General features: G+C 55.0%; 20 protein-coding genes and 1 tRNA gene. 16 read left to right on the top strand and 5 right to left on the bottom strand.

The features are described 5' to 3' along the window. Positions 1-33: 33 nt before the first annotated feature. From KF784_01995 to KF784_01950, 10 genes are all read left to right on the top strand, one after another. Positions 34-717, top strand: coding sequence for a hypothetical protein (locus KF784_01995; protein MBX3117807.1), 684 nt, complete (start codon positions 34-36; stop codon positions 715-717). Between the two features lie 1,050 nt (positions 718-1,767). After that, positions 1,768-2,394, top strand: coding sequence for a type II and III secretion system protein (locus KF784_01990; protein ID MBX3117806.1), 627 nt, complete (start codon positions 1,768-1,770; stop codon positions 2,392-2,394). A 67-nt stretch (positions 2,395-2,461) separates the two neighbouring features. Then, entirely contained in the window at positions 2,462-2,992 is a 531-nt protein-coding gene (locus KF784_01985; GenBank protein MBX3117805.1) for a shikimate kinase, read from the top strand. Continuing rightward, positions 2,979-4,007, top strand: coding sequence for a 3-dehydroquinate synthase (gene aroB / locus KF784_01980; protein ID MBX3117804.1), 1,029 nt, complete (start codon positions 2,979-2,981; stop codon positions 4,005-4,007). Before KF784_01985 ends, aroB begins: the two co-directional genes overlap by 14 nt. Next, positions 4,004-4,207 (top strand): hypothetical protein, encoded by a 204-nt coding sequence (locus KF784_01975; GenBank protein MBX3117803.1) that lies wholly within the window; start codon positions 4,004-4,006, stop codon positions 4,205-4,207. Before aroB ends, KF784_01975 begins: the two co-directional genes overlap by 4 nt. Beyond that, positions 4,204-6,039 (top strand): PASTA domain-containing protein, encoded by a 1,836-nt coding sequence (locus tag KF784_01970; GenBank protein MBX3117802.1) that lies wholly within the window; start codon positions 4,204-4,206, stop codon positions 6,037-6,039. Before KF784_01975 ends, KF784_01970 begins: the two co-directional genes overlap by 4 nt. Further along, on the top strand, positions 6,036-6,683 hold the full coding sequence (gene rpe, locus KF784_01965; protein ID MBX3117801.1) for a ribulose-phosphate 3-epimerase: 648 nt from the start codon (positions 6,036-6,038) through the stop codon (positions 6,681-6,683). The genes KF784_01970 and rpe overlap by 4 nt, the downstream gene beginning before the upstream one ends. Next, positions 6,674-6,964, top strand: coding sequence for a hypothetical protein (locus KF784_01960; protein ID MBX3117800.1), 291 nt, complete (start codon positions 6,674-6,676; stop codon positions 6,962-6,964). The genes rpe and KF784_01960 overlap by 10 nt, the downstream gene beginning before the upstream one ends. Further along, positions 6,945-7,997: a bifunctional diaminohydroxyphosphoribosylaminopyrimidine deaminase/5-amino-6-(5-phosphoribosylamino)uracil reductase RibD gene (ribD, locus tag KF784_01955; protein MBX3117799.1), complete on the top strand. Its 1,053-nt coding sequence runs from the start codon at positions 6,945-6,947 to the stop codon at positions 7,995-7,997. Before KF784_01960 ends, ribD begins: the two co-directional genes overlap by 20 nt. A gap of 112 nt (positions 7,998-8,109) precedes the next feature. Beyond that, a complete protein-coding gene (locus KF784_01950; protein MBX3117798.1) occupies positions 8,110-9,180 on the top strand; it encodes a hypothetical protein in 1,071 nt (356 codons plus the stop codon). Between the two features lie 223 nt (positions 9,181-9,403). Here the strand turns inward: KF784_01950 and pdxT are convergent, their stop codons facing one another. Beyond that, positions 9,404-9,973 (bottom strand): pyridoxal 5'-phosphate synthase glutaminase subunit PdxT, encoded by a 570-nt coding sequence (pdxT, locus tag KF784_01945; GenBank protein MBX3117797.1) that lies wholly within the window; start codon positions 9,971-9,973, stop codon positions 9,404-9,406. A gap of 125 nt (positions 9,974-10,098) precedes the next feature. Here pdxT and rocF point away from each other — a divergent pair, with 125 nt between their 5' ends. From rocF to KF784_01925, 4 genes are all read left to right on the top strand, one after another. Continuing rightward, positions 10,099-11,043: an arginase gene (gene rocF / locus KF784_01940; protein MBX3117796.1), complete on the top strand. Its 945-nt coding sequence runs from the start codon at positions 10,099-10,101 to the stop codon at positions 11,041-11,043. Between the two features lie 17 nt (positions 11,044-11,060). Beyond that, positions 11,061-12,029 (top strand): KpsF/GutQ family sugar-phosphate isomerase, encoded by a 969-nt coding sequence (locus KF784_01935; GenBank protein MBX3117795.1) that lies wholly within the window; start codon positions 11,061-11,063, stop codon positions 12,027-12,029. A gap of 88 nt (positions 12,030-12,117) precedes the next feature. Then, positions 12,118-12,966: a hypothetical protein gene (locus KF784_01930; GenBank protein MBX3117794.1), complete on the top strand. Its 849-nt coding sequence runs from the start codon at positions 12,118-12,120 to the stop codon at positions 12,964-12,966. A gap of 159 nt (positions 12,967-13,125) precedes the next feature. Then, positions 13,126-13,201 (top strand) — tRNA-Arg (locus KF784_01925). 192 nt (positions 13,202-13,393) lie between these two features. Here the strand turns inward: KF784_01925 and KF784_01920 are convergent. Together KF784_01920 and KF784_01915 are read right to left on the bottom strand one after the other, a co-directional pair. After that, positions 13,394-13,858 (bottom strand): DUF1801 domain-containing protein, encoded by a 465-nt coding sequence (locus KF784_01920; GenBank protein MBX3117793.1) that lies wholly within the window; start codon positions 13,856-13,858, stop codon positions 13,394-13,396. A gap of 13 nt (positions 13,859-13,871) precedes the next feature. Continuing rightward, complete coding sequence (locus KF784_01915; GenBank protein MBX3117792.1) at positions 13,872-14,243, bottom strand: VOC family protein; 372 nt, start codon at positions 14,241-14,243, stop codon at positions 13,872-13,874. A gap of 54 nt (positions 14,244-14,297) precedes the next feature. On the opposite strand from KF784_01915, the gene KF784_01910 reads away from it, so the two are divergent. Both KF784_01910 and KF784_01905 read left to right on the top strand, forming a co-directional pair. Further along, the gene (locus tag KF784_01910) at positions 14,298-15,044 is read left to right on the top strand and encodes a helix-turn-helix domain-containing protein (protein ID MBX3117791.1); all 747 of its coding nucleotides are present in this window, start codon (positions 14,298-14,300) and stop codon (positions 15,042-15,044) included. A 153-nt stretch (positions 15,045-15,197) separates the two neighbouring features. Continuing rightward, positions 15,198-16,811 carry a mechanosensitive ion channel family protein gene (locus KF784_01905; protein ID MBX3117790.1) on the top strand — a complete coding sequence of 538 codons (1,614 nt, stop codon included), beginning with the start codon at positions 15,198-15,200 and terminating at the stop codon, positions 16,809-16,811. On the opposite strand, the gene KF784_01900 is transcribed toward KF784_01905, so the two are convergent. Both KF784_01900 and KF784_01895 read right to left on the bottom strand, forming a co-directional pair. After that, positions 16,762-17,655 (bottom strand): mechanosensitive ion channel, encoded by an 894-nt coding sequence (locus KF784_01900; protein MBX3117789.1) that lies wholly within the window; start codon positions 17,653-17,655, stop codon positions 16,762-16,764. The two genes, KF784_01905 and KF784_01900, sit on opposite strands and share 50 nt — an antisense overlap. 49 nt (positions 17,656-17,704) lie before the next feature. Beyond that, positions 17,705-19,288 (bottom strand): mechanosensitive ion channel, encoded by a 1,584-nt coding sequence (locus KF784_01895; protein ID MBX3117788.1) that lies wholly within the window; start codon positions 19,286-19,288, stop codon positions 17,705-17,707. Positions 19,289-19,668: the final 380 nt, after the last annotated feature.

Below are 19,668 nucleotides of genomic sequence, written 5' to 3'. Positions count from 1 at the left end.
AGGTTCATCCATCATAAGGTACGGAGAATCTTTATGAAGAACGCGCAAAAAACGATTATTGCGGCTATCCTCGCAATCGGGATTTGGGCTGGCGGTATCGCCAATGCTCATGCCCAGAGCGATCCTAGCCAAACAATCATTCCGTCACTTGAACTGCAGGAGGCAGACGTTCGAGAAGCTCTTAAGGCGCTTTTCAAGAACGTTGGCGTTTCCTACAGCATTGCACCGGATGTTCAAGGAACGATTACGCTCAGCGTTAGGAACGTTACATTCGAGACCGCGCTTCAGGCTATCTTGAAGCAGGTTGATGCAACGTACCGCGTCGAAGGCGGCATCTACCAGATCATCAAGCGCCCACCGGACAATATCACCCCCGGCGGCGGCACCGACCCGGGTCCCGTAGCAAGCGCTAAGCTTCCTATTCGGCGACTCAAAATCCGAAGCGCAGACCCGCTGTTTATCATGCGTATGCTTTCGGGTTCGCAATCAACCTCGACCTGGCCCGAGATGAGCACCATCTTTAACACCCAGAACATCGGTGGTGGTGGCGGTGGCGGCGGCTTTGGCGGCGGTGGCGGCGGCTTCGGCGGCGGCGGCGGCGGTCTTGGCGGTGGCGGCGGCTTCGGCGGTGGCGGCGGCGGCCTTGGTGGCGGCGGCGGCTTCGGCGGCGGTGGCGGCGGCTTTGGTGGCGGCGGCGGTGGTGGCATCGGCCGGTAAGCCTGTCTGAATTCAAGGAGGGTAAGGAGAATTACGATGCGTAATAAGTTCGTACGATGTATGCTCACCGGAGCGCTTTTAGCGGTTGGCGTTTGCGCTCCGATGAGCGCCGTAGCCCAAAAGGCTCCGGAGGAGATTCGGATTTCGAATCTGCGACTGGAAGATGCCAATATGACGGCGGTTATCCAGACGCTGACTCAGCTCACAGGTCTAACGTTCGTTCTCGAACCGACCGAAAAGGAGTTCCATCCGGTCACTCTGCAGCTGAAAAACATCTCGGCTGACGATGCTATTCGCTATATTTGCAATGCAGCGGGCGCAAGCTTCCGCCGTGATGCAAATGGCGTGTATATCATTGGCCACAATGTGGGCAAGACGGACGTCGGACCTGTTGAAGCAGCCCCGGCTAAGCCGATCAAGCGCGTGCTTAAGAAGATCAAACTTCAAAAGGCTGACGCACTTGATATCTACATGAAGCTCGGCGGTAGCCCTGGCGTGGACCCGAATGCTGGATTTGAAAAGATCCAAGAGTTCCTCCGCGTTACGGACCCGTTTGGCGCCAAGTTCTACGGCAAGATGCCAATCCTGGCAAACAGCAGCGGCAACTATACGCCCGTTCCCATCGATAAGATTGGAGCAGCGGAAAGCGGCGGCGACATTCGACTCCCCGGTGAGTCGGCTAACCAGGTTGGCGGACGCGGCGGTGGCGGTGGCGGCCAAGGCGGCGGCGGCTTCGGCGGCGGTGGTCAAGGTGGCGGCGGCTTCGGCGGCGGCGGTCAAGGTGGCTTCGGCGGTGGTGGCCAGGGCGGAGGCGCTCAGCTAACACCTGGACAAGGCCTCGTTGGTGGATCGATCGACTTTATCAGCTACGACCCGACCGATAACTCGATTATCGTCCGTGGTTCGGAAGAGGATATTGCTGACCTCCAACGCAACATTAACCTGTTCGACGTAGCCCCAAAACAGGTGCAGATTAAGGTCGAGTTCGTGACGACCAGCTCAAGCTTTGCAAAATCGCTCGGCTTTGACTGGCTCTACGAGCGCGGAACGATGATCACGGGTAACCGCCCGGGAACATTCGCTCGCTCAGGCGATCCGATCTTCTTGAACTATGCTACGGGCAACATCACTTCGCGAATGCGAGCGCTGTTGCAAACAGGCACAGGTAAGGTTGTCCAAGCTCCGGTTATCCGAACGCTCAACAACCAGCCCGCCTCCATCCAGCAGCAGGTTCAGACGAGCCTCTTCATCAACCAGGTGATCAGCGTCGGTAACGGCCAGGTCATCAACGCTCCTCAGCTAGTCCAGTTCACGATTACTACGGGTCTGGCAGTTGCGCCGCGTATCAATGAAGACGGCACCGTCACTTGTTTCATCAACGTACCGGTTCAGGACTTCGGCCAGATTCGCCGAGGCCCAGACGGTCAGGAAGTTCCAGACATCCTATCGCAAACCATCGCTGTTGTAGCGCGCGTTCGCAGCGGCGAGACGATTGCATTGGGTGGTCTGACACGTAAGTCGGATACGGGTTCAGAATCCCGATTCCCGATCCTTGCTGACCTTCCGATCGTCGGGCAGTTCTTCCGGTCAAAGTCTCAGGACAAGAACCATACCGAGCTCATCATCTTTGTGACTCCGACTGTTCTTGAGGACGACTTCGGTCCCGGGTTCCCGTAGACTCTAAGTCTCCTTATCCTGTCAAGCGGTGGGTCCTCTAGATCCACCGCTTTTCTTTCATAAAGCCATGGCGCGGTGTTGGATACTAATCGGCATGATGGGAAGCGGAAAGAGCTCCGTAGGCAGGCAACTTGCTGAGATATCGGGCCGCCCGTTTGAAGATACCGACATGTTGCTGGAAAGACGCTTTGGAAGAACCGTTTCCCAAATTTTCAAGGTCTACGGTGAGGAGGCCTTCCGCGGACACGAGACGAGCGTCCTCAAATCCCTGACTCCGCAGGACTGTGTCCTCGCTACCGGTGGGGGAATTGTGATGCGAGATGCGAACTGGGACGAGATGCGACGTCTTGGCACTGTCATCTACCTCCGCGCCGACCTTAGCAGACTTACGAACCGTCTCGAACAAAGTAAACGCAAGCGACCATTACTCATGGTCGAAGACTGGGAAGGGAAGCTTAGCGACCTCATCGATCAACGCGCCCACCTCTACGAAAAGGCCGACATTGTCTTCGACACCGAAGACTCACCCGTCTTTGAGGTCGCTGCTAAAATTAAGCTCTTGATAGAGGAGTACGAACAGAGGCTTGAACATGCTTAGGCATGACCTTGGTTGCGGGGGCTCCGTGGTCACCTTCGGCGGCGTTGCGGAACTCATCCGCGAGATACCGACGGATTCCTTGATCATCACAGACGAAAACGTCTTTCAGCACTGGGGTCACGCCTTCTCCGACTGGTCAATATTAACGCTCCCGCCCGGAGAGAAAACAAAATCGTTCGAGTACTTCGAGCGCACAATAGACCGGGTCGCAAACGAAGGGGTTAAAAGATCGACGACTCTGGTCGCACTTGGCGGAGGAGTAATCGGTGATCTTGCTGGATTCGTCGCCGCGACTTATATGCGCGGAGTACCCCTCATCCAATTCCCCACCACACTCCTTGCACAGGTAGATTCCTCGGTGGGCGGAAAAGTGGGCATCGACCTTGCGCAAGGCAAGAATCTGCTGGGCTCGTTCTATCATCCGAAGAAGATTCTCATCGCCGCCGAAACTCTGACGACCCTTGACATACGACAGCTTAGAAATGGCCTGGCAGAAGTCTGGAAGTACGGCTTCATCATGGATTCTGAGTTCGTAGACGAGTTGAAGCGGGAAACGGACGATACGAAACGAGATTTCAGTCAGATTGCCTTACGCTGTATTAAGCTCAAAGAGAGCGTCGTCGCTGCTGACGAGTTCGATCTTAGCGGCAGACGCGCCATCCTTAACTTCGGTCACACCGTGGGTCACGCGCTGGAAGGTATCCAAAACTATGAAGGGCTGCTTCATGGCGAAGCTGTGGCGGTGGGCATGGCCGTCGAGGCTAAGCTCGGCGAGATTATCGGCATCACGGAAGCAGGCACGACACGCGAGATTGTTGATGTCTTAAAGTTGTCCAACCTCCCCACCTCTTCCGATGATCTCACCCGCGCCGACGAGCTTCTTGAGTTTATGGGCCGCGATAAAAAAGCCACCGGCAAGGGTCTTAGCTTTAGCCTCCTCGAAGGCTTGGGAACGTGTAAACTCGTTGAGAACGTACCCGCCGATGCCGTGCGGGAGGCGTTGTTATCGGCATGAAAGCCTTACGGTTTGCCCTATCCGTGTTTGCCGTGCTTGGCCTTGTAGGTGGCTACTTCGCTAGCCAATACGCCTACTTCACGGGCCAGGCCGCGACATATGCTGCCCGGGTTGACCAACAGCCGGTTTGGCGACTTTCGTTGGCTTTACTGCTCGTAGCCATTGTTCTGTCATTTGTCAAAGATCGGGAGTCGTCGTGATAGGAAACATCCTGCGTCTTCGGTACGAGCTCCTTGAGAATCTGCACGATGAACCGCTTTTCGACGTTTATGCGGCAAGAGACAAAGTTTCTGCGCGCGATGTATGTATCCGCATCCTGAAACAACCCTATGCCTCGGAAACCAAGTTTGTCACGGCTCTCGGCGAAATCATCGCGCGTCTGAAAGATGTTCAGAGCCCATCCCTTGAGCGTGTGCTTGAAATTGACCGAGACGAGAAACATACGTTTCTCGTCTGCGAGCTCAGCAAGGGCACTTTGCTTTCCGACCGAATTAAACGGCTCGCGCCATTCTCTGCTCCCGTCTCGCTATCCATCGCCATTTCAATTTGCGAAGGTCTGACCGCCCTCCACAGAGTCGGCCTCACTCACGGAGACATTGGCTCGCATAATGTGATCGTCGATCCAGAAGGGAACGCAAAGATTAAGCTCAGTGCGTTTTGGCCGAGCTATTCCGCGAGCATGACAGCGGGTTCGGTCGTTCTGCCAAACATGGCGCCCTACCTCGCCCCCGAAGTGAGCAAGGGCGATATGCCAACGGCGCCTTCCGATGTGTATGGAATGGGTGTCATCCTTTTTGAGCTGCTTACTGGCAGAAAGCCGTTTGTCGCCGATCAACCCGTTGCAATGGCGATCAAGCATGCCACGGACACGCCGCCATTTGTAAAGAATTTCAACGCCGCAGTCCCCAATGCCCTCAATGAGATCGTCTCGAAAACACTCAGCAAAGACCCCAAAGAAAGATACAACGACGCAGGCGAACTCCTGAGCGAGCTCAGATTCGTTCAAGACGCCCTTCGATTTGGAAGGTCAGCTGCGGCTCCCGCAAGTGTCGCCCCCGCTCGAAGCGGAGCCGCTGGTTTCACCAAGGAGCCAGCGGGCGTTGCTCCCAAAATGTCAGCGATCAAGGAAGAGACCAAAGCAAAGCCCAAACCTACCAAAGTCGACGATGAAGACTACGACGATGGGGTCCCTTCTTGGTTGAAAATGGTCATGATCTTCGTCGCTGCCCTCGTGATCTTCACCATCGGGGGGTTCGTCATGTTCAACATGACCCGACCCAAGATCGTCAAGGTTCCCGATATTCGCCGCCTGACGGTTACAGAAGCCGAGTCTCGCCTGAAGCAGCTTGACCTCAAGATGCGCATCATGCGCAGAGAAACCAGTGAGGAGTTTGCGACCAATACGGTCATCGAGATGGACCCTCCACCAAGCAACGATTCCTACGTCGGCAGCGTCATCGGAGTGGTTGTTAGCGATGGCAGTCGATTTGTCGAGGTCCCCGATCTTCGCGGGCTCAGTGTGGACAAGGCAAAGATTACGTTGCAAGAGATTGGCTTGGTTGGCGATGATCGCGTTGACGAGGTGCGTGATCGCCAACTCGAACCTGGCTTGGTCGTGTCGCATGTTCCAGAGAGTCGAAAGAGGGTGGAGAGAGGCACAAAGGTGCGGTTCAGAGTCTCCAGCCAGACGAGCGGGCGTTCAGATCGGGCAGACGAAACCAAGTACCTCTACACGATCCGGATACGACTCACCGGTCTCACCGCATCAGTCGGATTGCGGGTTGATATGACCGATGCCCGGGGAACTAGAACGGTCCACGAAGATTTTCACGATCCAGATAATCTCGTGGAGATCACCGCAGAAGGCTACGGCGCCGAGGCGGTTTTCAGAATCTTCTACGATGGTGAACTAGTCAAGCAGGTCACGAAGAAAGCCGATGCGGAAAGCCTGACACCTGACACGGACGAAGAGCAGGTTTCACCGCCGGGGCGTGATAGAAATGCGGACACGGCAGGAGGGGGCGGTCAATGAATAGAGTTGAAATTGCTCCATCGATTCTCTCGTGCGACTTTTCTCGTGTAGGCGAGGCCGTAAGGGCGATGATCGACGCGGGCACCGACCGCATCCACTTTGATGTCATGGACGGTCAGTTCGTGCCCCCGATTACCTTTGGCGCGCAAATGGTCGAGAATCTGCGCAACTACGGTGACCTCTGTTTTGAAGCCCATCTCATGACACAGACCCCTGAGGCCCATTTCCAAGCCTTCGCTGATGCCGGGGCCGATGTGATCATCTTCCATGCCGAAGCCACAGTCCATGCACATCGCCTGATTGGGCAATTGCGAAACATGGGGATACGGCCCGGTATCGCGATCAATCCTGCAACACCTGTTGATGCGATTGAAGAAGTGCTCGGCGAAATCGACCTTGCTCTGGTCATGACTGTCAATCCAGGTTGGGGAGGACAAAAATTTATCGGTAAGGCGTTGGAGAAGGTGACCGCCATCCACAAGGCTTATCCAGAGCTCGATATTGAGGTCGACGGTGGGATCGACCCTTCGACGATTGGGGCGGCGCGGATTGCAGGCGCAAATGTGTTCGTCTCAGGAAGCTATCTCGTGAAGCAATCCAGCTATGCACAGGGGTTGGAGGAGTTGCGCCGGGCATGTGGCTGAAGATCGCAACGACCATCAGCTTTGTCACAGGGCTACTGATGCTTGCGCTCTGGCCATGGGTTGTGGGTGCGAAACCAGAAGGAACCGGCGATGAACTCAAGCGCTACGCCCTGAGATACGGTTACTATCTTCTCGCCGTTCTGTTTGTGTTTGTTCTCACCTGCGCCTTGTCACTTTGGCTCTTGCGGCGCCAGCGCGCACAGTTTCGCGAAGAGGCCAAGGAGAATCTGAAAGAGCTGATCGAAGGGACGCTCAAGGACCATGAGCGAAAAGACGCCTGAATTCTGGATGGCTCGCGCGGTTGAACTCTCCCGCCGAGGATTTCCCGCGCCAAATCCCCACGTCGGCTGTGTGATCGTTCGGCAGGGCGAATGCGTAGGCGAGGGATGGCACGATTTCGCTGGCGGCCCGCATGCCGAAGCTGTCGCGCTTCAGCAAGCAGGTGGTCGAGCCCATGGCGCAGAAGCTTATGTCACGCTGGAACCCTGCAATCACGTGGGCCGTACGGGACCATGTTCCGAAGCTCTCATCTCAGCAGGCGTCAAACGGGTCTCTTTTGCATGTCCAGACCCCAACCCAAAGGCGCAGGGAGGATCTGCGCGCTTACGTGAAGCTGGAATCGAAACGTCGGTCGGCCTATTGCAAATGGAAGCTGCTGAAGCAAACCGTGTGTGGTTGACAGCAATGCGACTTCAGCGACCATATGTTTGTCTCAAAGCGGCCATGACCCTCGATGGACGGATCGCCCTTCCAAGTGGCGAGAGCCAGTGGATCACATCTGAGGAGTCGAGGGCTGCCGCGCACCGGCTTCGCGCAGAGATGGGAGCTGTTTTAGTCGGCAGTGGCACCGTGCTTGCCGACAATCCCAAACTCACGGCTCGGATAGAAGGTGTTGTGAACCAGCCTGCACGGATCGTGTTAGACCCAGAAAGGGCTCTAAACGGCACGGAGAGCGTCTTTTCTGCTGCTGACGCAAAAGTATGCTGGGTGGTAGCAGGCGAGCCCGCAAACGAGCGCCAAATCGGTTTTGAAGCGGTGAGTGGACAATTTGACCTTACCAAGGTGTTGCGGCATCTGTGGGGATTGGGTGTAACTTCGATCTTGGTTGAAGGTGGCGCGAAGACAATCGCTTCGTTCGTTCAGGCCAAACTCTTTGATGAGATAGCCCTTTTTATTGCTCCAAAGGTCTTTGGAAGCGGTCCCGCTTGGATCGAAGGTTCGATCACGAAACAGCTTGCTGACGTGCCGAACCTCAAAATCGAATCTATAGAGCGGATAGGCCCTGACCTCTTCCTGCGGGCTTTTCCTGCCTAACGCGCCATGCCGCGTTGAACAGAACCAAGGCCATAGCCAATTGGTCCCAAAGGGCAAAACCCCCGATAGACTCACACGTTCCAAACCTACTCTTGCAACGTTGGAGGAACTTATGAAGGGCATACAACGACTGACCATGACACTCGCCGCTGCTGGCCTTACCGCTCTTGGCGCTGCCGCTGACAGAATTGAACTGGATCGCAACATGGTGATCCCCGTCAAGTTCGATCAGGAACTTAGCATCAAGGGTAGCCGAGAGGGCGACCGGTTTACGGCTACCGTCGACAAGAATCGCGATCTTCCACCCGGTACCTACTTCCGTGGTCGCATCCTGAACATCGACAAGAAGAAAAACAAAGAGTCGCTCAAGCTCGCGTTTGATGAGATCGTCCTGCCCGATGGCACTCGCGCACGCATCCATGCTGTGCCCGTGAAATGGGATGGCAAAGACCGCTACGAGGACGATGGGAAGTTTGATGCCAAGCAGGGCAAAGATGATGGCAAATCTGTATTTAACGGTATCGCGATAGGGGGTCTTCTTGGTTCATTGATAAAGAAGCCGTTTGAAGGCGTAATTATCGGCGCATTAGCGGGAGTAATCATCAACGAAACCGAACGTGGAGAGCGTGGGAACCTAGTCATCCGAAAAGACGCTAAGATGGGCGCATATATTCAAGAGTACGTTGAATTAGAATATGAGCCACGACGCGATTCTCCCTACTACGGTGCTTCGCGCGATGACGACGATCGGTGGGAGCTGGCAAGGCGAGATCGCTCGAACGATCGAGATCGAGAGGCCGCTGACGAAAGGCTGCCAAGAGACCAAAGGGACAGCCGACAAATCGGTGAGATTCGAGTTGGCGACCAATCACTTCGGTTCAATTCTCGCTACGGAACCCCTTACTACGAAGGCAAGACTCTGATGGTCCCCATTGTAGACGCCGCCCGACAGTTGGAACTGGATTACGACCAGTCGCCCCGATCTGGCAGAATCTACGTTTTTACCCAGGACCGTGATCTGGTGTTGGAACAAGACTCCAAGAAATACCGTCTGAATGGTAAGTCGAGAGAAATGGACCAACGTGTTACCGAGAAAGATGGCGTGGTCTATGTACCCGTCAAAGTGATCGGAGAACTGTTAGAAAAGTCCATCTATCTCGACGATAAAAAAGTTAGCGGCTGATGAGATCAGCAAGCACTTCATAAATCTTCCTTCCTCCCCCCAGAAAGCCCCGTCTCCGTGCCCTCAGAGCGGGGCTACTTTATTTGCGAATCCTGACTGCATATTGTGACTTTCAGTTAGGCGATCTCAAACCTCAAAAACCTGCTTGGCAGCGCTTACGCCTTACGGCCCCTCACCCAGAAACAGCGGATGAAATTACTTCTCGCTAGATCGTCGATCTGCCCTAGAATCCCAAGAACCACTCATGGAGACGGATGTCGTCGGTTAGCTCAGGATGGAACGAGGTTCCGAGTAGCCGTCCGTGCCGAACTGCAACGACCTTATCGTCCATTCGTGCAAGCTCCTCAACCCCACCACCCAGCCGGGTCACGATTGGGGCGCGGATAAACACTCCTAAGACAGGTTCGTCAAATCCCGACATCTCAACCGGCGCCTCAAAACTGTGGACCTGTGCGCCGAAGGCATTTCTCTCAACGGTGATATCAAGCAAGCCAAGCCGGTATTGGTCCCTTCCAGCCACACTCTCGGCCATCAGAATCATCCCCATACAAGTGCCCCAAATAGGCATTCCGTCACTTGCGGCTTCTCGGATGGCTTGTCCAAGGCCGAAGCGCTCAAGCAACAGACCGACCGTTGTAGATTCACCGCCAGGGATGATCAGCCGGCCGACTTGAGCGAGATCCTCGGTCGAGCGGACTTCAAGGATCTCGATGTCCGGGTCGCACCTTCGGATGGCGTTGACATGCTTGTCATAGTCGCCTTGAACGGCAAGAACGCCGACCGCTGTGGGCATGGTAATGAGTGTACTTTGCTCAGTCAGGCAGCGGGCGGACCTGCTGAGGCTGAAGGGCTGCAACACGGAATCAAGGTCTGACTCCAGTCCAACAGCAATCGGCAATCGTGAGTACACTTCCCCCCGTGATCGAAATCATTGGCGCACCATTCGACCTCTGCGGAAAGCGTTTGGGCAGTCGTCTTGGCCCGGATGCTGTCCGCCTTGCGGGACTTTCGCAAAGCCTCACCTCTCTCGGGAAGACTGTGAAGGATAGAGGCAACATCAAGGTTGGAAGCGAGGCGACAGCCAAGGGAGGAATTCGCAATTTCGATCCTGCGATGAAGTGCTATGAGAAGCTCAAGTCGGAGGTTTCGTCGTCAATCAAGAGAGGGGCGTTGCCCATCGTCATCGGCGGAGACCACTCAATCGCAATCGGTTCGGTTTCTGGTGCGATGGAGGCGTACGGTGATGACCTCGCCGTGCTTTGGGTAGATGCCCACGCCGACCTAAACACCATCGGTACTTCTTGGAGTGGCAGCCTACATGGCATGCCGTTTGGAGCTTTGTTTGGGATGGAATCCGGAGCAACCGGGCTCCGTGATCGCCAATGGTCCAAGCTGACCAAGGAGATCGTCCCCGCAAACCGCCTTTGTCAAGATCACGTCGCTTGGGTGGGACTGCGCGACGTAGACAAGGCCGAAAAAGAGGCCTTGAAATCCTTAAAGGGTGGCTATACGGCCACGATGTTCGACATCGACTCGCGTGGGCTTGTCACCGTGTTGGAAGAGTTTCACGGGTGGATGGCAAAACGCAAAGCCAAGAAGCTTTGGATCAGTTTCGACGTCGACGTGCTTGACCCAATCCTCGCCCCTGGAACAGGAACAGCAGTCCGCGGTGGCCTGAACTATCGAGAGATGCACCTGATGGCCGAACTGCTTTGCGCGTTCCTCGGCAGCCCAAAAACCACTTACCAACTCGCTGGAGTTGAGCTCGTTGAAGTGAACCCCTTGATCGACTCCAACAATGTGACCGCGATCACCGCCGTCGAATTCCTGGGGTCCCTTTTCGGCAAGCGAATCCTGCAGTAACGGTAGACTCGAATACCATGAGCCTGGAAGTGATGCGCGGTGCGCTGGTGCAAGAAGCGGATGCGATCCGCTACCTCGCCGAGCATCTCGACGAAACCCACGCCAAAGCCGTCGAGTGGATTCTCACCTGCACAGGCCGCGTGATCACGTGCGGGGTAGGGAAGTCTGGGCACATCGCTCGAAAGACAGCCGGGACGCTCAGCAGCACAGGAACCCCCAGCCTCTTTCTTCACGCCTCCGAGGCCGTGCATGGCGACCTCGGCATGGTCACAGCCAACGATGTCGTCCTGCTCTACAGCCACAGTGGCGAGACCGGCGAAATTCTTGATCTTTTTGTGCCCCTCAAGGCTATCGGCGCGAAAACGATCTTGATCACCGGAAGGCCAGACAGCAGTTGCGGGCGACAGGCCGATCTGGCCATCAGCACGCTCGTCACTGAAGAGGCTTGCCCAAACAACCTCGCCCCGACCACCAGCACAACCGCGATGATGGCCCTCAGCGATGCCCTTGCCGTCGCGGTGATGAAGGAACGACAGTTCACAGCCGAAGACTTCGCAAAGTTCCACCCATCGGGAACGCTCGGAAAACGGCTATTGCTGCGAGTCTGCGATGTCATGCGAACGGGCCACGATCTGGCTCTCGTCCAGCCCGAAACCCCGATCCTTGAGGTGATGCAAGCCATTACCAAAGCAGGGGCCGGTGCGGCTTGTGTTGTGAACGAAGAGGGCAAATTTGAGGGGATCATCAGCGATGGCGACCTGCGAAGACACTTTATCAAGGCCACTGACCCCTTTGAAGCCAAAGCGTGGGAGCTGATGACGATTACCGCTTCGACCATCACGCCAGAGCTGCTGGCTGTTGAAGCCCTTGAGGTCTTCCAAAATCTGCCCGTACCCAAGAAGATCGGTGAGATTCCGGTGCTTGATGGCAAAAAAGTCGTTGGGCTTTTGATGCTCAAAGACCTTATGCGCTCCGGCATTGTCTGACGTCAATTCCGTCCTCCTAAGGCCGTGTCCGGGTAAAACCGATGATTAGAGAGAACATTCCTGAAGGTTCAGGGGTCTAACAAACGTAATGAAGCGTCTGCTTGCTACCGTCATGATGGGTTCGGCATGTATCTTTGCATGTGCGCAAACCCCTGCCTTCCAAACGGTGCAAGACAGCTTTGTTAATCTCCGCTCGAACGATTCTCTTCTCCTGCGTATGAACGCTCGAAACGAGATCGGCAAGAAGGTTTACACCTACAACATCGACTTAAGCTGGCTCCGAGGAGTCACAAAGACTGGTGATGTCGTCTACCAACTCGAGTCGGTTTCGAGCGATGCGAGTGGCATGATCCGCCGGATCGTCGGAGATAGTCGTACTTTTTGGGTCTACGAGGCACCCTCCAATACCTATTGGACCGAGATCTACTGGAAAGAAGGCTCGTCGCAGCCAGCAACCTATCAGTCTCAACTGATGCAGGCGTTCTCTCGGGCGACCCGTGGATCGGAATCGTTCTTGGCGCGAATGATCCAAGAGGTCTACGCTGGTGCTCAGGCTGCCTATCGCCCGTGGGTGATCGCCGACTCTGGAAATTCTCGACTCGTCGGGCCCAGTAGCCGTACGTCAGACCCCATGAATCCAAACGACCCGAACGCCGACTTCGTCACCGGACCGAATCAAGAGATCGCACTTTTTTGGGCTGCGGCTCAAAACCAGCTTGCCCATCGTTGTGTCGTCTTCTTTTTGGACATCGATAACAACAACGTTCGGCACTTGAAGGCTATTGAGCACCGAGACATTCAATCTCAGTCGCCGTTTCGATTCAACTCTTTCCGCATTGATGTGACGGAGAGCCCCAACATTCCCGCAGGCACGTTCAACTTCGTTCCTCCGCAGAACGCGCGAGCCATCGTCAACACACGGCCTGGCATCGGCTAAGATTCGGTTTTCGCCGAGATTGGCAACCCCGCCCTACGTACACATTTACGTGTCTTAGACCTGCCGTGTTGTCGTGATATGCCAAGGTAGAATAGATCGTCCTGCTGGCCCGTCATGAAGTGCAATTTGGCATTTTTTGAGTGCGCCAGAGTTCAATGCGGCTCCGTAGCTCAGTGGATAGAGCGCCTCCGTCCTAAGGAGGGCGTCGGGGGTTCGAGTCCCTCCGGGGCCGCCATTTCACTTATGTCCATTCCGGACACATGGGTTACAAAACGTTCCGGACACATAGGTTACACCCAGCCGACTGCGAATCGGGGGAGGCGCGCACTGCGGGTCGGTAAGTACCTGCAAGACGCCGTATCACATGAATCCAAGTGTTTGACATCACACCAGGGATTCACTAATTTCGAGTCACTCGAGCATTAGCCTACTTTTCAGGCCTCGGCCTGCGTTTTGGACCCTCCATCACCCGAATAATAGTGCGTGGTTGGACCGGTTCGTCGCTTTGCACCGCACTTTCGTGCGCTTGGCGAATCAAGTCGTGCAGGTAAGGATCGTCGAGGTCTTCGAGCCGGTTAAGTCGAATATGACGGATTCTGCTTCCATTGCCGCACAGCCTGCCTTCGGGGTCATTGAACTGTGCCCCGTGTGAAAAGCCGATATTCACATGCTTCGTATAGACAGGCAGATGAATGAAGTGGTCTGCATTGTGTTCAGTAAATCCGAAAGCAACCCCAACTGCATTCGTTGCATCCCAAACGGTCTCGATACACGAGGGAAGAAGTTCAAGAAGCCGCTTTCGCAACCCCCTTGCAAGGATCCTTGTGGGTTCTGGATAAGGCGACAGAAACTCGACGTATTCAGGCGACTCGGGCAATGATTTCGAGTTCATCAATCCATCTTCCTTACAGATACTTCGCAATGCTGAAGGTATTTCCTTCACAGTCAACGACTCGGGCGATATCGCAAACCGAGGGGATGGTGACCTTCGGCATCGTGATGCTCCCACCGCTCTTCTCAATGAGCGCGGCGACCCGATCAACATCATCCACCGCGATCGTACATTCAAAGTTGCCGATGTGAGTCGGGAACGGCTCGTCTTGGCGTTTTTGAATCGCAGCATGAAGGTCGCCGACGTTGGTGAGAAAGAACCCGGGTGGCCCCCATGCCGAGAACTGCCATCCGAACACGGCTTTGTAGAAAGCAATCGCTCGGTCGCAATCTTCAACGTTAATCGCGAAGTGGGAAAGGGTGTTGGGTTGACTCGCGGTAGACATTCTCTGATTATAGAGGCTTCAATCTTTGGCGTGATTCACTATAATAGACATTAAATGTCGCAATCACGACAAGCTGCTGATTCTGGCGTATTGATCCGTTTTTGGTCACTCGATCATCATCGCTCCGAGCCGATTCTTTGGCCTGTAAGCCCGTGGGCAAAGCTGGTCTTTGCCGTGGAGGGAGCGATCCAAGTGGAAACTTCGCAAGGACTGCACATTCTGCCTGCCAATCGTGCATTGTGGGTTCGAGCAGGCGAACCGCACCCCGGCAAGACTTTGGGCAAGGCCAGAGTGCGCACACTCTACTTTGCACCAGAGCTTGAGATTGATCGCGAGAATGGCCCGCTGGAGGTCCGCCCATTCTTGCGGGAGTTGATCACGGAAATCTGTCGAGTTGGTCCCGTAATCTTGGGACAGCCTTTCGCTACTGCCTTTGCGACTCTGATTCAACACGAAGCACAAACTGCTCCAGCGATTCCGACAAGCATCCCGATGCCACAATCTGAATGGCTTCGGACATGGGCTGATGACTTCTTTCGCGATCCGTCCGTCGTACCGGATGCAGGGACTTCGCGGCGAACAATAGAGCGTCACATTATCAAGGAAACAAGCCTCACGCTCGGGCAGTGGTGTCAGCAAGCCCGTGCCCTCATCGGACTGCGTTGCCTTGCCACTGGTTCTACCGTGCTGGAAGCCGCGACGGAGTCGGGGTTCGAAACATCAAGCGGCTTCATCCAGTCTTTTCGCAAACAATTTGGAACAACACCGGGCAAGATCTTGAGGTCACGGTATCCCGATTGATCTCGATAGTGACATGTAGGATTGGTTCCGAAGTGGCGTGGATAGTGACAAGGTGAAGTATGAAGTTAGCTCATGGCGGCTGGTAATTGGCCTCGCAGAGTGAACTGCCCAAAACAGGCGGGAGATGGCGCCCCCGTGTGCCAGAATCCGAGCATGAGATGGCTGTTCTCAATAGTTTTGGCGCTTGCTGCGGGTTTGGCCATCGCCCAAGCGAAGGGCGTTGGTGCCCCAGTTCAGATCGACGGTCGTCCCGTTTTCTCCGTCTACGTCCGGGTGGGCTCATTCTCCCCAGCAGAAAGAGCCCGAATCATTGAGCAGCGTTTCCAAAAAATCGCCGACGATCCCCGCTACGACATTAACCTACTGCGGGTCGAAGACACCCCTACCCAACAGGACATCTATATCGGCCAAGAGCTGCTTGTCAGTCTTGGTCAAGCCGACGCCGATATCGCCGGAAAACCGCTGAATGAGTACGGGACCGAGGCTTTGACAAACACGGTAGCGGCGATAAGGAGCTACAGAGAAAGCCGCTCGACATCTGCACTGACCCGAGCCGCCGCATTGTCGCTGGTTGCTATCCTGCTCATACTCGCGTCGTGTCGGCTGATCAAGATCCTGCTCGACTTCCTTTGCCGCAAGTTGTATCGCATCCCCAGGTCGTTCCCGCTTCAAGTCAAGCTTCGCGACACGGTCCTAATCAATCGTAAGAGTTTCAAGCGCCTCTTCCGAAAACTCATCCAATTCATTAAGCGAGTGGGATACCTCGTTGTCAGCTTCTTTGGGCTGTCCTATATTCTCGGCCTTTACCCTTGGACCCGGGAGTACAGCGATCAGTTACTCGGCCTGGTCGGCGTAGAGGTCTCCAAAATAGGTAAGGGCTTTGTCGCCCAAATTCCTAACTTCTTGGCGATTGCCACAATCTTGTTGATTGCATGGCCAATCATCCGTGGGTTACGATTGCTGTTCCGAGGTTTGGAAACGGGTCAGTTGTCGTGGCCCGGCTTTGAGCGCGACTGGGCCATGCCGACGTTCAAACTGATTCGCCTCGTCGTGATCGCTGCCGCTGCAATAGCCATCTTTCCCTATCTTCCAGGGTCGGCTTCGCCCGCATTTCAAGGGATATCTGTGTTCGCGGGTGTTCTCTTATCCCTCGGCTCTTCCGGGGCTGTGTCAAACATGGTGGCGGGGATCGTGCTGACCTACATGCGTCCATTCCGGCTTGGTGACCGAATCAAGGTCGGGGAGACGATCGGGGATGTCATCGAACGAAACCTGCTCATCACCCGCATCCGAACGATCAAAAACGTCGAGATCACTGTCCCGAACTCGGTTCTCCTCGGTGCGCACATCGAGAACTATTCAGCTGCAGCCCATACAAACGGCCTGATTCTCCACACAAGCGTGACCATCGGTTACGACGTTCCTTGGCAGAAGGTACACGAACTCTTGATTTCGGCGGCGAAGAAGACAAGTGGGATCGTTCTGTATCCAGCTCCGTTCGTACTGCAAACCGCCCTCAGCGACTTCTACGTGGAGTATCAAATCAACGGCTATACACGCTCTCCGCAGCGGATGGCGCTGATCTACTCCCAACTTCTTCAGAACATCCAGGATGCCTTTGCCGAGGCTGGCATCGAGATCATGTCTCCGCATTACAGTGCAATCCGGGATGGAAGTTCGTATGCACTGCCGCCTGAAGCTGCCGACGGATTGCCGCCTACTGCGCCGTTCCGTGTTCAGACGGAGTCAGGCGATCAAGATTCGTGATCTCCATTGTCGCGCTGCCAAACTGCACTCTTCCGCCGGTAGCCGCAACGTCGTCCAGAATACGTTCGAATAACCGATCCTTGGTCATGCGTCGAATTTTGTACTCGACCACGTATCGTACGGTGTACTCTAGCCAGTTGTCGTTGACGATGAGCGATACATAAGGGTCAACATTTGCATCTTCAAGACGATAGCCAGAACGAAGCTCCTGCCAATTCTTTCGAGCTTCGGTGGACAGGGAGGCAACGGTCTCATTGCACGCATCGACCAGGATTTGACGGGCCAGCTTGTGGTCCGACCCTTGCCTGATCGGAATGACTATCTCATCCCAAAGAAACGGGAATTCACCAGAATAGTTGTAAACGGGCTCCTTGAAGACAAAGCTGTTGGCCACGCGTACAATGCGTCCGTTGTATAGGTCGCCCTTCACCCATCCGCCAGTCTCCATGATCGTGGTTCTCAACACGCCGATGTCGATCACATCGCCGGCGATACCTCCGAGCTGAACACGATCACCCGGCTTGTAAAAGTTTCCAAGTGTGATCGCAACCCACCCGGCAAAGGACGTAATCACCTCTTGCAGGGCAAACGCAATGCCGGCGCCCGCAACACCGATGGCAACGCCAAGTCCAGCGATATTGTGTCCATACACAACAACTGAGGCGATCAGAATAGCCCCAAATGCTCCCGCGCTGATCGCCTTTCGAAGGCGGTACTGGGAACTGTTGTCTCGGACAATTCTTCCAACAGCGCTTGCTGCAACACGAGACACAATGAGTACCACGATGGCAAAAGCCAGTACTCCGGCTCCTTGCAGAAGCAGCGGGTTTTTCAAAAGTTCCATGAGAGAAAGATAAGTGAAGCCCCGGGTTCAACAACCCGGGGCTTCTCTGTTAGCCGGCACGCTCGTTCGATTTTGGCGCTAACTTGCGCTCAAGCATCTTTTCAACAACCGGCTTCGCACCCAAGCCAACGCTGATCGCGAAGGCCAAGGAGACACCGCCAATGATGAGCAGCACCGAACCTTCGACGACCTGGCCTCCAACGCCAAGCTGCGTCAAAGCCATGGTGATTCCGAAGACAAAGACCGAAGCGCGGGTGACGACGCCCAACGTCTTCGCAACGGAATCTTCCAGGCCACTTGCTGCGTTTTCAGCAAGTTCTCCAGCGATCGCTCCAAGCCGCATGGCAACGCCAAGAACTACCACGGCGACCAACACGTTCGGCAAGTAGTTGACCACGTTTTGGACCATGTCCGCCAGGTAAACCATCTGCAGCGTATGCAGCACCTCCTGAGTGACGATCAACGCAACAACCACGATAACCGTGCGGGTCACGATCTCAGAGGGCGACAATCGAACCCTATCGGAATCGACCGTCTCCTGCATCTTGACCAGCCCAACCTTGCCAAGCAGATTGTCTACGCCAAGTCCTTCAAGCAGACCTCGAAGGATCGGTGCGAAGATGCGTACGGCGAAGTAGGTCGCCAGCACGATGAGGAACGCTGCTCCTATATTCGGAAGCGCAGCGAAGACCTTGCTCCAAACCTCTCGCAGCGGCTCTACCATTGGCGTGAGCTCAAGATGATCCAGCACTGCCGGGAAGGCAAAGAGCATGATCAGCCAGAAGCAAAGGTGCGAGATGACTCCTGATAACGTTCGTTTCGGAGGAGTGGGAACCCCCTCTTCGGATGCAGGCTCTCCATTAGTAAATCCAACGTGTGAGCCGTACTTGTCGATATTCGTCGATTCCAATCCGCTCTTAACAATGGTCCGAACCACCGAAGCGATAAGGAATGCGGCAAATAGGATCACGGAGGCGCTCAGCAGGTTTGGCAAAATGCTTGCTGCCGAATCCACCAGACCTTGAACCGTGGAAGCTACCAACTGAAGCCCGATGAGCTCAAGCGCAGATTGCGCAAAGAGCAAAATGACTAGACCGTAAATGAACAGCCCAACCACCTGAGAGAACCGTTTTTTCTCAGTCATCTCTGGAGTGAGCAATCCCAGGTCTTTCAGTCGATTGTCTGCCTCAATACGCCCCAACCCTTTCAACACAAGACCCTTCAACAACGTTGCGACCACCCAGCCGACGCTGAGCAAAACGATCGCTCCGAGTAGGTTCGGTATTCCCGATCCGACTTTATTGAGCAGGTTGGTCAGCGGCTCGGCGACCATCTGCAGATTCATCGCAGAAAAGAAGCCGATGAACACCAGCAGCATGAGTATCCAAAACGTGACCAATCCGGCTAAGGCCGATGGACGCTTTGTCTCGGGGACGAGGCCCGATATATCTTTGAGTGATGACTCAAAAGGCTTGTCGGCACCTAACCGGCGGCAGGTCGACAGGACGACCCGTTGGCTGACCTTCGCGATAACCCAGCCGACAAATAGTAAGACTAAGCCGATCAAGACGCGAGGACCCCACACAGCTATCTGCTCAAGTACCGTATTGAATCCATTTCTGATTGATTCCATGACGCTTTCCTCTCTGCGATTGGGCAGATTCACAAGCGACAAGTCTGAAATGACTCATGAACGCAACGGAGAAGCATCAAAGCCGGATACTGTCGCCCGGCAGATGCCTCTCAATGTTGCGTTCGCACTCAAACGAAAGTCGCATCGTCAAACCGTCCGGTTTGATCCCACCTAATCGTGAAGTTGCCGAGTGGTCGGGATGTAACCCGGCCCAGGGACCGCTCGCAGTCCCACCTCGGCAATTGTCCGGCCGGGCAGTCTGTCCGAAGAGAAAGGCTCTTCAGTCTTTTAAGCGCAGAAATCGCGCACAAGCCCGAACTTGACCATAGGAAGTCATCTTCATTCCCCCGCCCTACGGTCTCAACAACGACGCACACGGA

Source organism: Fimbriimonadaceae bacterium, assembly GCA_019638775.1.
In the GTDB taxonomy this organism is placed as follows: Bacteria; Armatimonadota; Fimbriimonadia; order Fimbriimonadales; family Fimbriimonadaceae; genus JAHBTD01.
Note: the sequence above shows the minus strand (reverse complement) of the source record. Positions and strands in the feature narration are given on the sequence as shown.

What these genes read in the sequence shown, in the direction of transcription:
- ribD (MBX3117799.1), top strand. Translation starts at nt 6,945, where the DNA reads ATGAGCGAAAAGACGCCTGAATTCTGGATGGCTCGCGCGGTTGAACTC.
- rpe (MBX3117801.1), top strand. Translation starts at nt 6,036, where the DNA reads ATGAATAGAGTTGAAATTGCTCCATCGATTCTCTCGTGCGACTTTTCT.
- KF784_01900 (MBX3117789.1), bottom strand. Translation starts at nt 17,655, where the DNA reads ATGGAACTTTTGAAAAACCCGCTGCTTCTGCAAGGAGCCGGAGTACTG.
- KF784_01975 (MBX3117803.1), top strand. Translation starts at nt 4,004, where the DNA reads ATGAAAGCCTTACGGTTTGCCCTATCCGTGTTTGCCGTGCTTGGCCTT.
- KF784_01950 (MBX3117798.1), top strand. Translation starts at nt 8,110, where the DNA reads ATGAAGGGCATACAACGACTGACCATGACACTCGCCGCTGCTGGCCTT.
- KF784_01930 (MBX3117794.1), top strand. Translation starts at nt 12,118, where the DNA reads ATGAAGCGTCTGCTTGCTACCGTCATGATGGGTTCGGCATGTATCTTT.
- KF784_01915 (MBX3117792.1), bottom strand. Translation starts at nt 14,243, where the DNA reads ATGTCTACCGCGAGTCAACCCAACACCCTTTCCCACTTCGCGATTAAC.
- KF784_01905 (MBX3117790.1), top strand. Translation starts at nt 15,198, where the DNA reads ATGAGATGGCTGTTCTCAATAGTTTTGGCGCTTGCTGCGGGTTTGGCC.
- KF784_01935 (MBX3117795.1), top strand. Translation starts at nt 11,061, where the DNA reads ATGAGCCTGGAAGTGATGCGCGGTGCGCTGGTGCAAGAAGCGGATGCG.
- KF784_01895 (MBX3117788.1), bottom strand. Translation starts at nt 19,288, where the DNA reads ATGGAATCAATCAGAAATGGATTCAATACGGTACTTGAGCAGATAGCT.
- KF784_01995 (MBX3117807.1), top strand. Translation starts at nt 34, where the DNA reads ATGAAGAACGCGCAAAAAACGATTATTGCGGCTATCCTCGCAATCGGG.
- pdxT (MBX3117797.1), bottom strand. Translation starts at nt 9,973, where the DNA reads ATGCCCACAGCGGTCGGCGTTCTTGCCGTTCAAGGCGACTATGACAAG.
- KF784_01910 (MBX3117791.1), top strand. Translation starts at nt 14,298, where the DNA reads ATGTCGCAATCACGACAAGCTGCTGATTCTGGCGTATTGATCCGTTTT.
- KF784_01990 (MBX3117806.1), top strand. Translation starts at nt 1,768, where the DNA reads ATGATCACGGGTAACCGCCCGGGAACATTCGCTCGCTCAGGCGATCCG.
- KF784_01920 (MBX3117793.1), bottom strand. Translation starts at nt 13,858, where the DNA reads ATGAACTCGAAATCATTGCCCGAGTCGCCTGAATACGTCGAGTTTCTG.
- KF784_01960 (MBX3117800.1), top strand. Translation starts at nt 6,674, where the DNA reads ATGTGGCTGAAGATCGCAACGACCATCAGCTTTGTCACAGGGCTACTG.
- KF784_01985 (MBX3117805.1), top strand. Translation starts at nt 2,462, where the DNA reads ATGGCGCGGTGTTGGATACTAATCGGCATGATGGGAAGCGGAAAGAGC.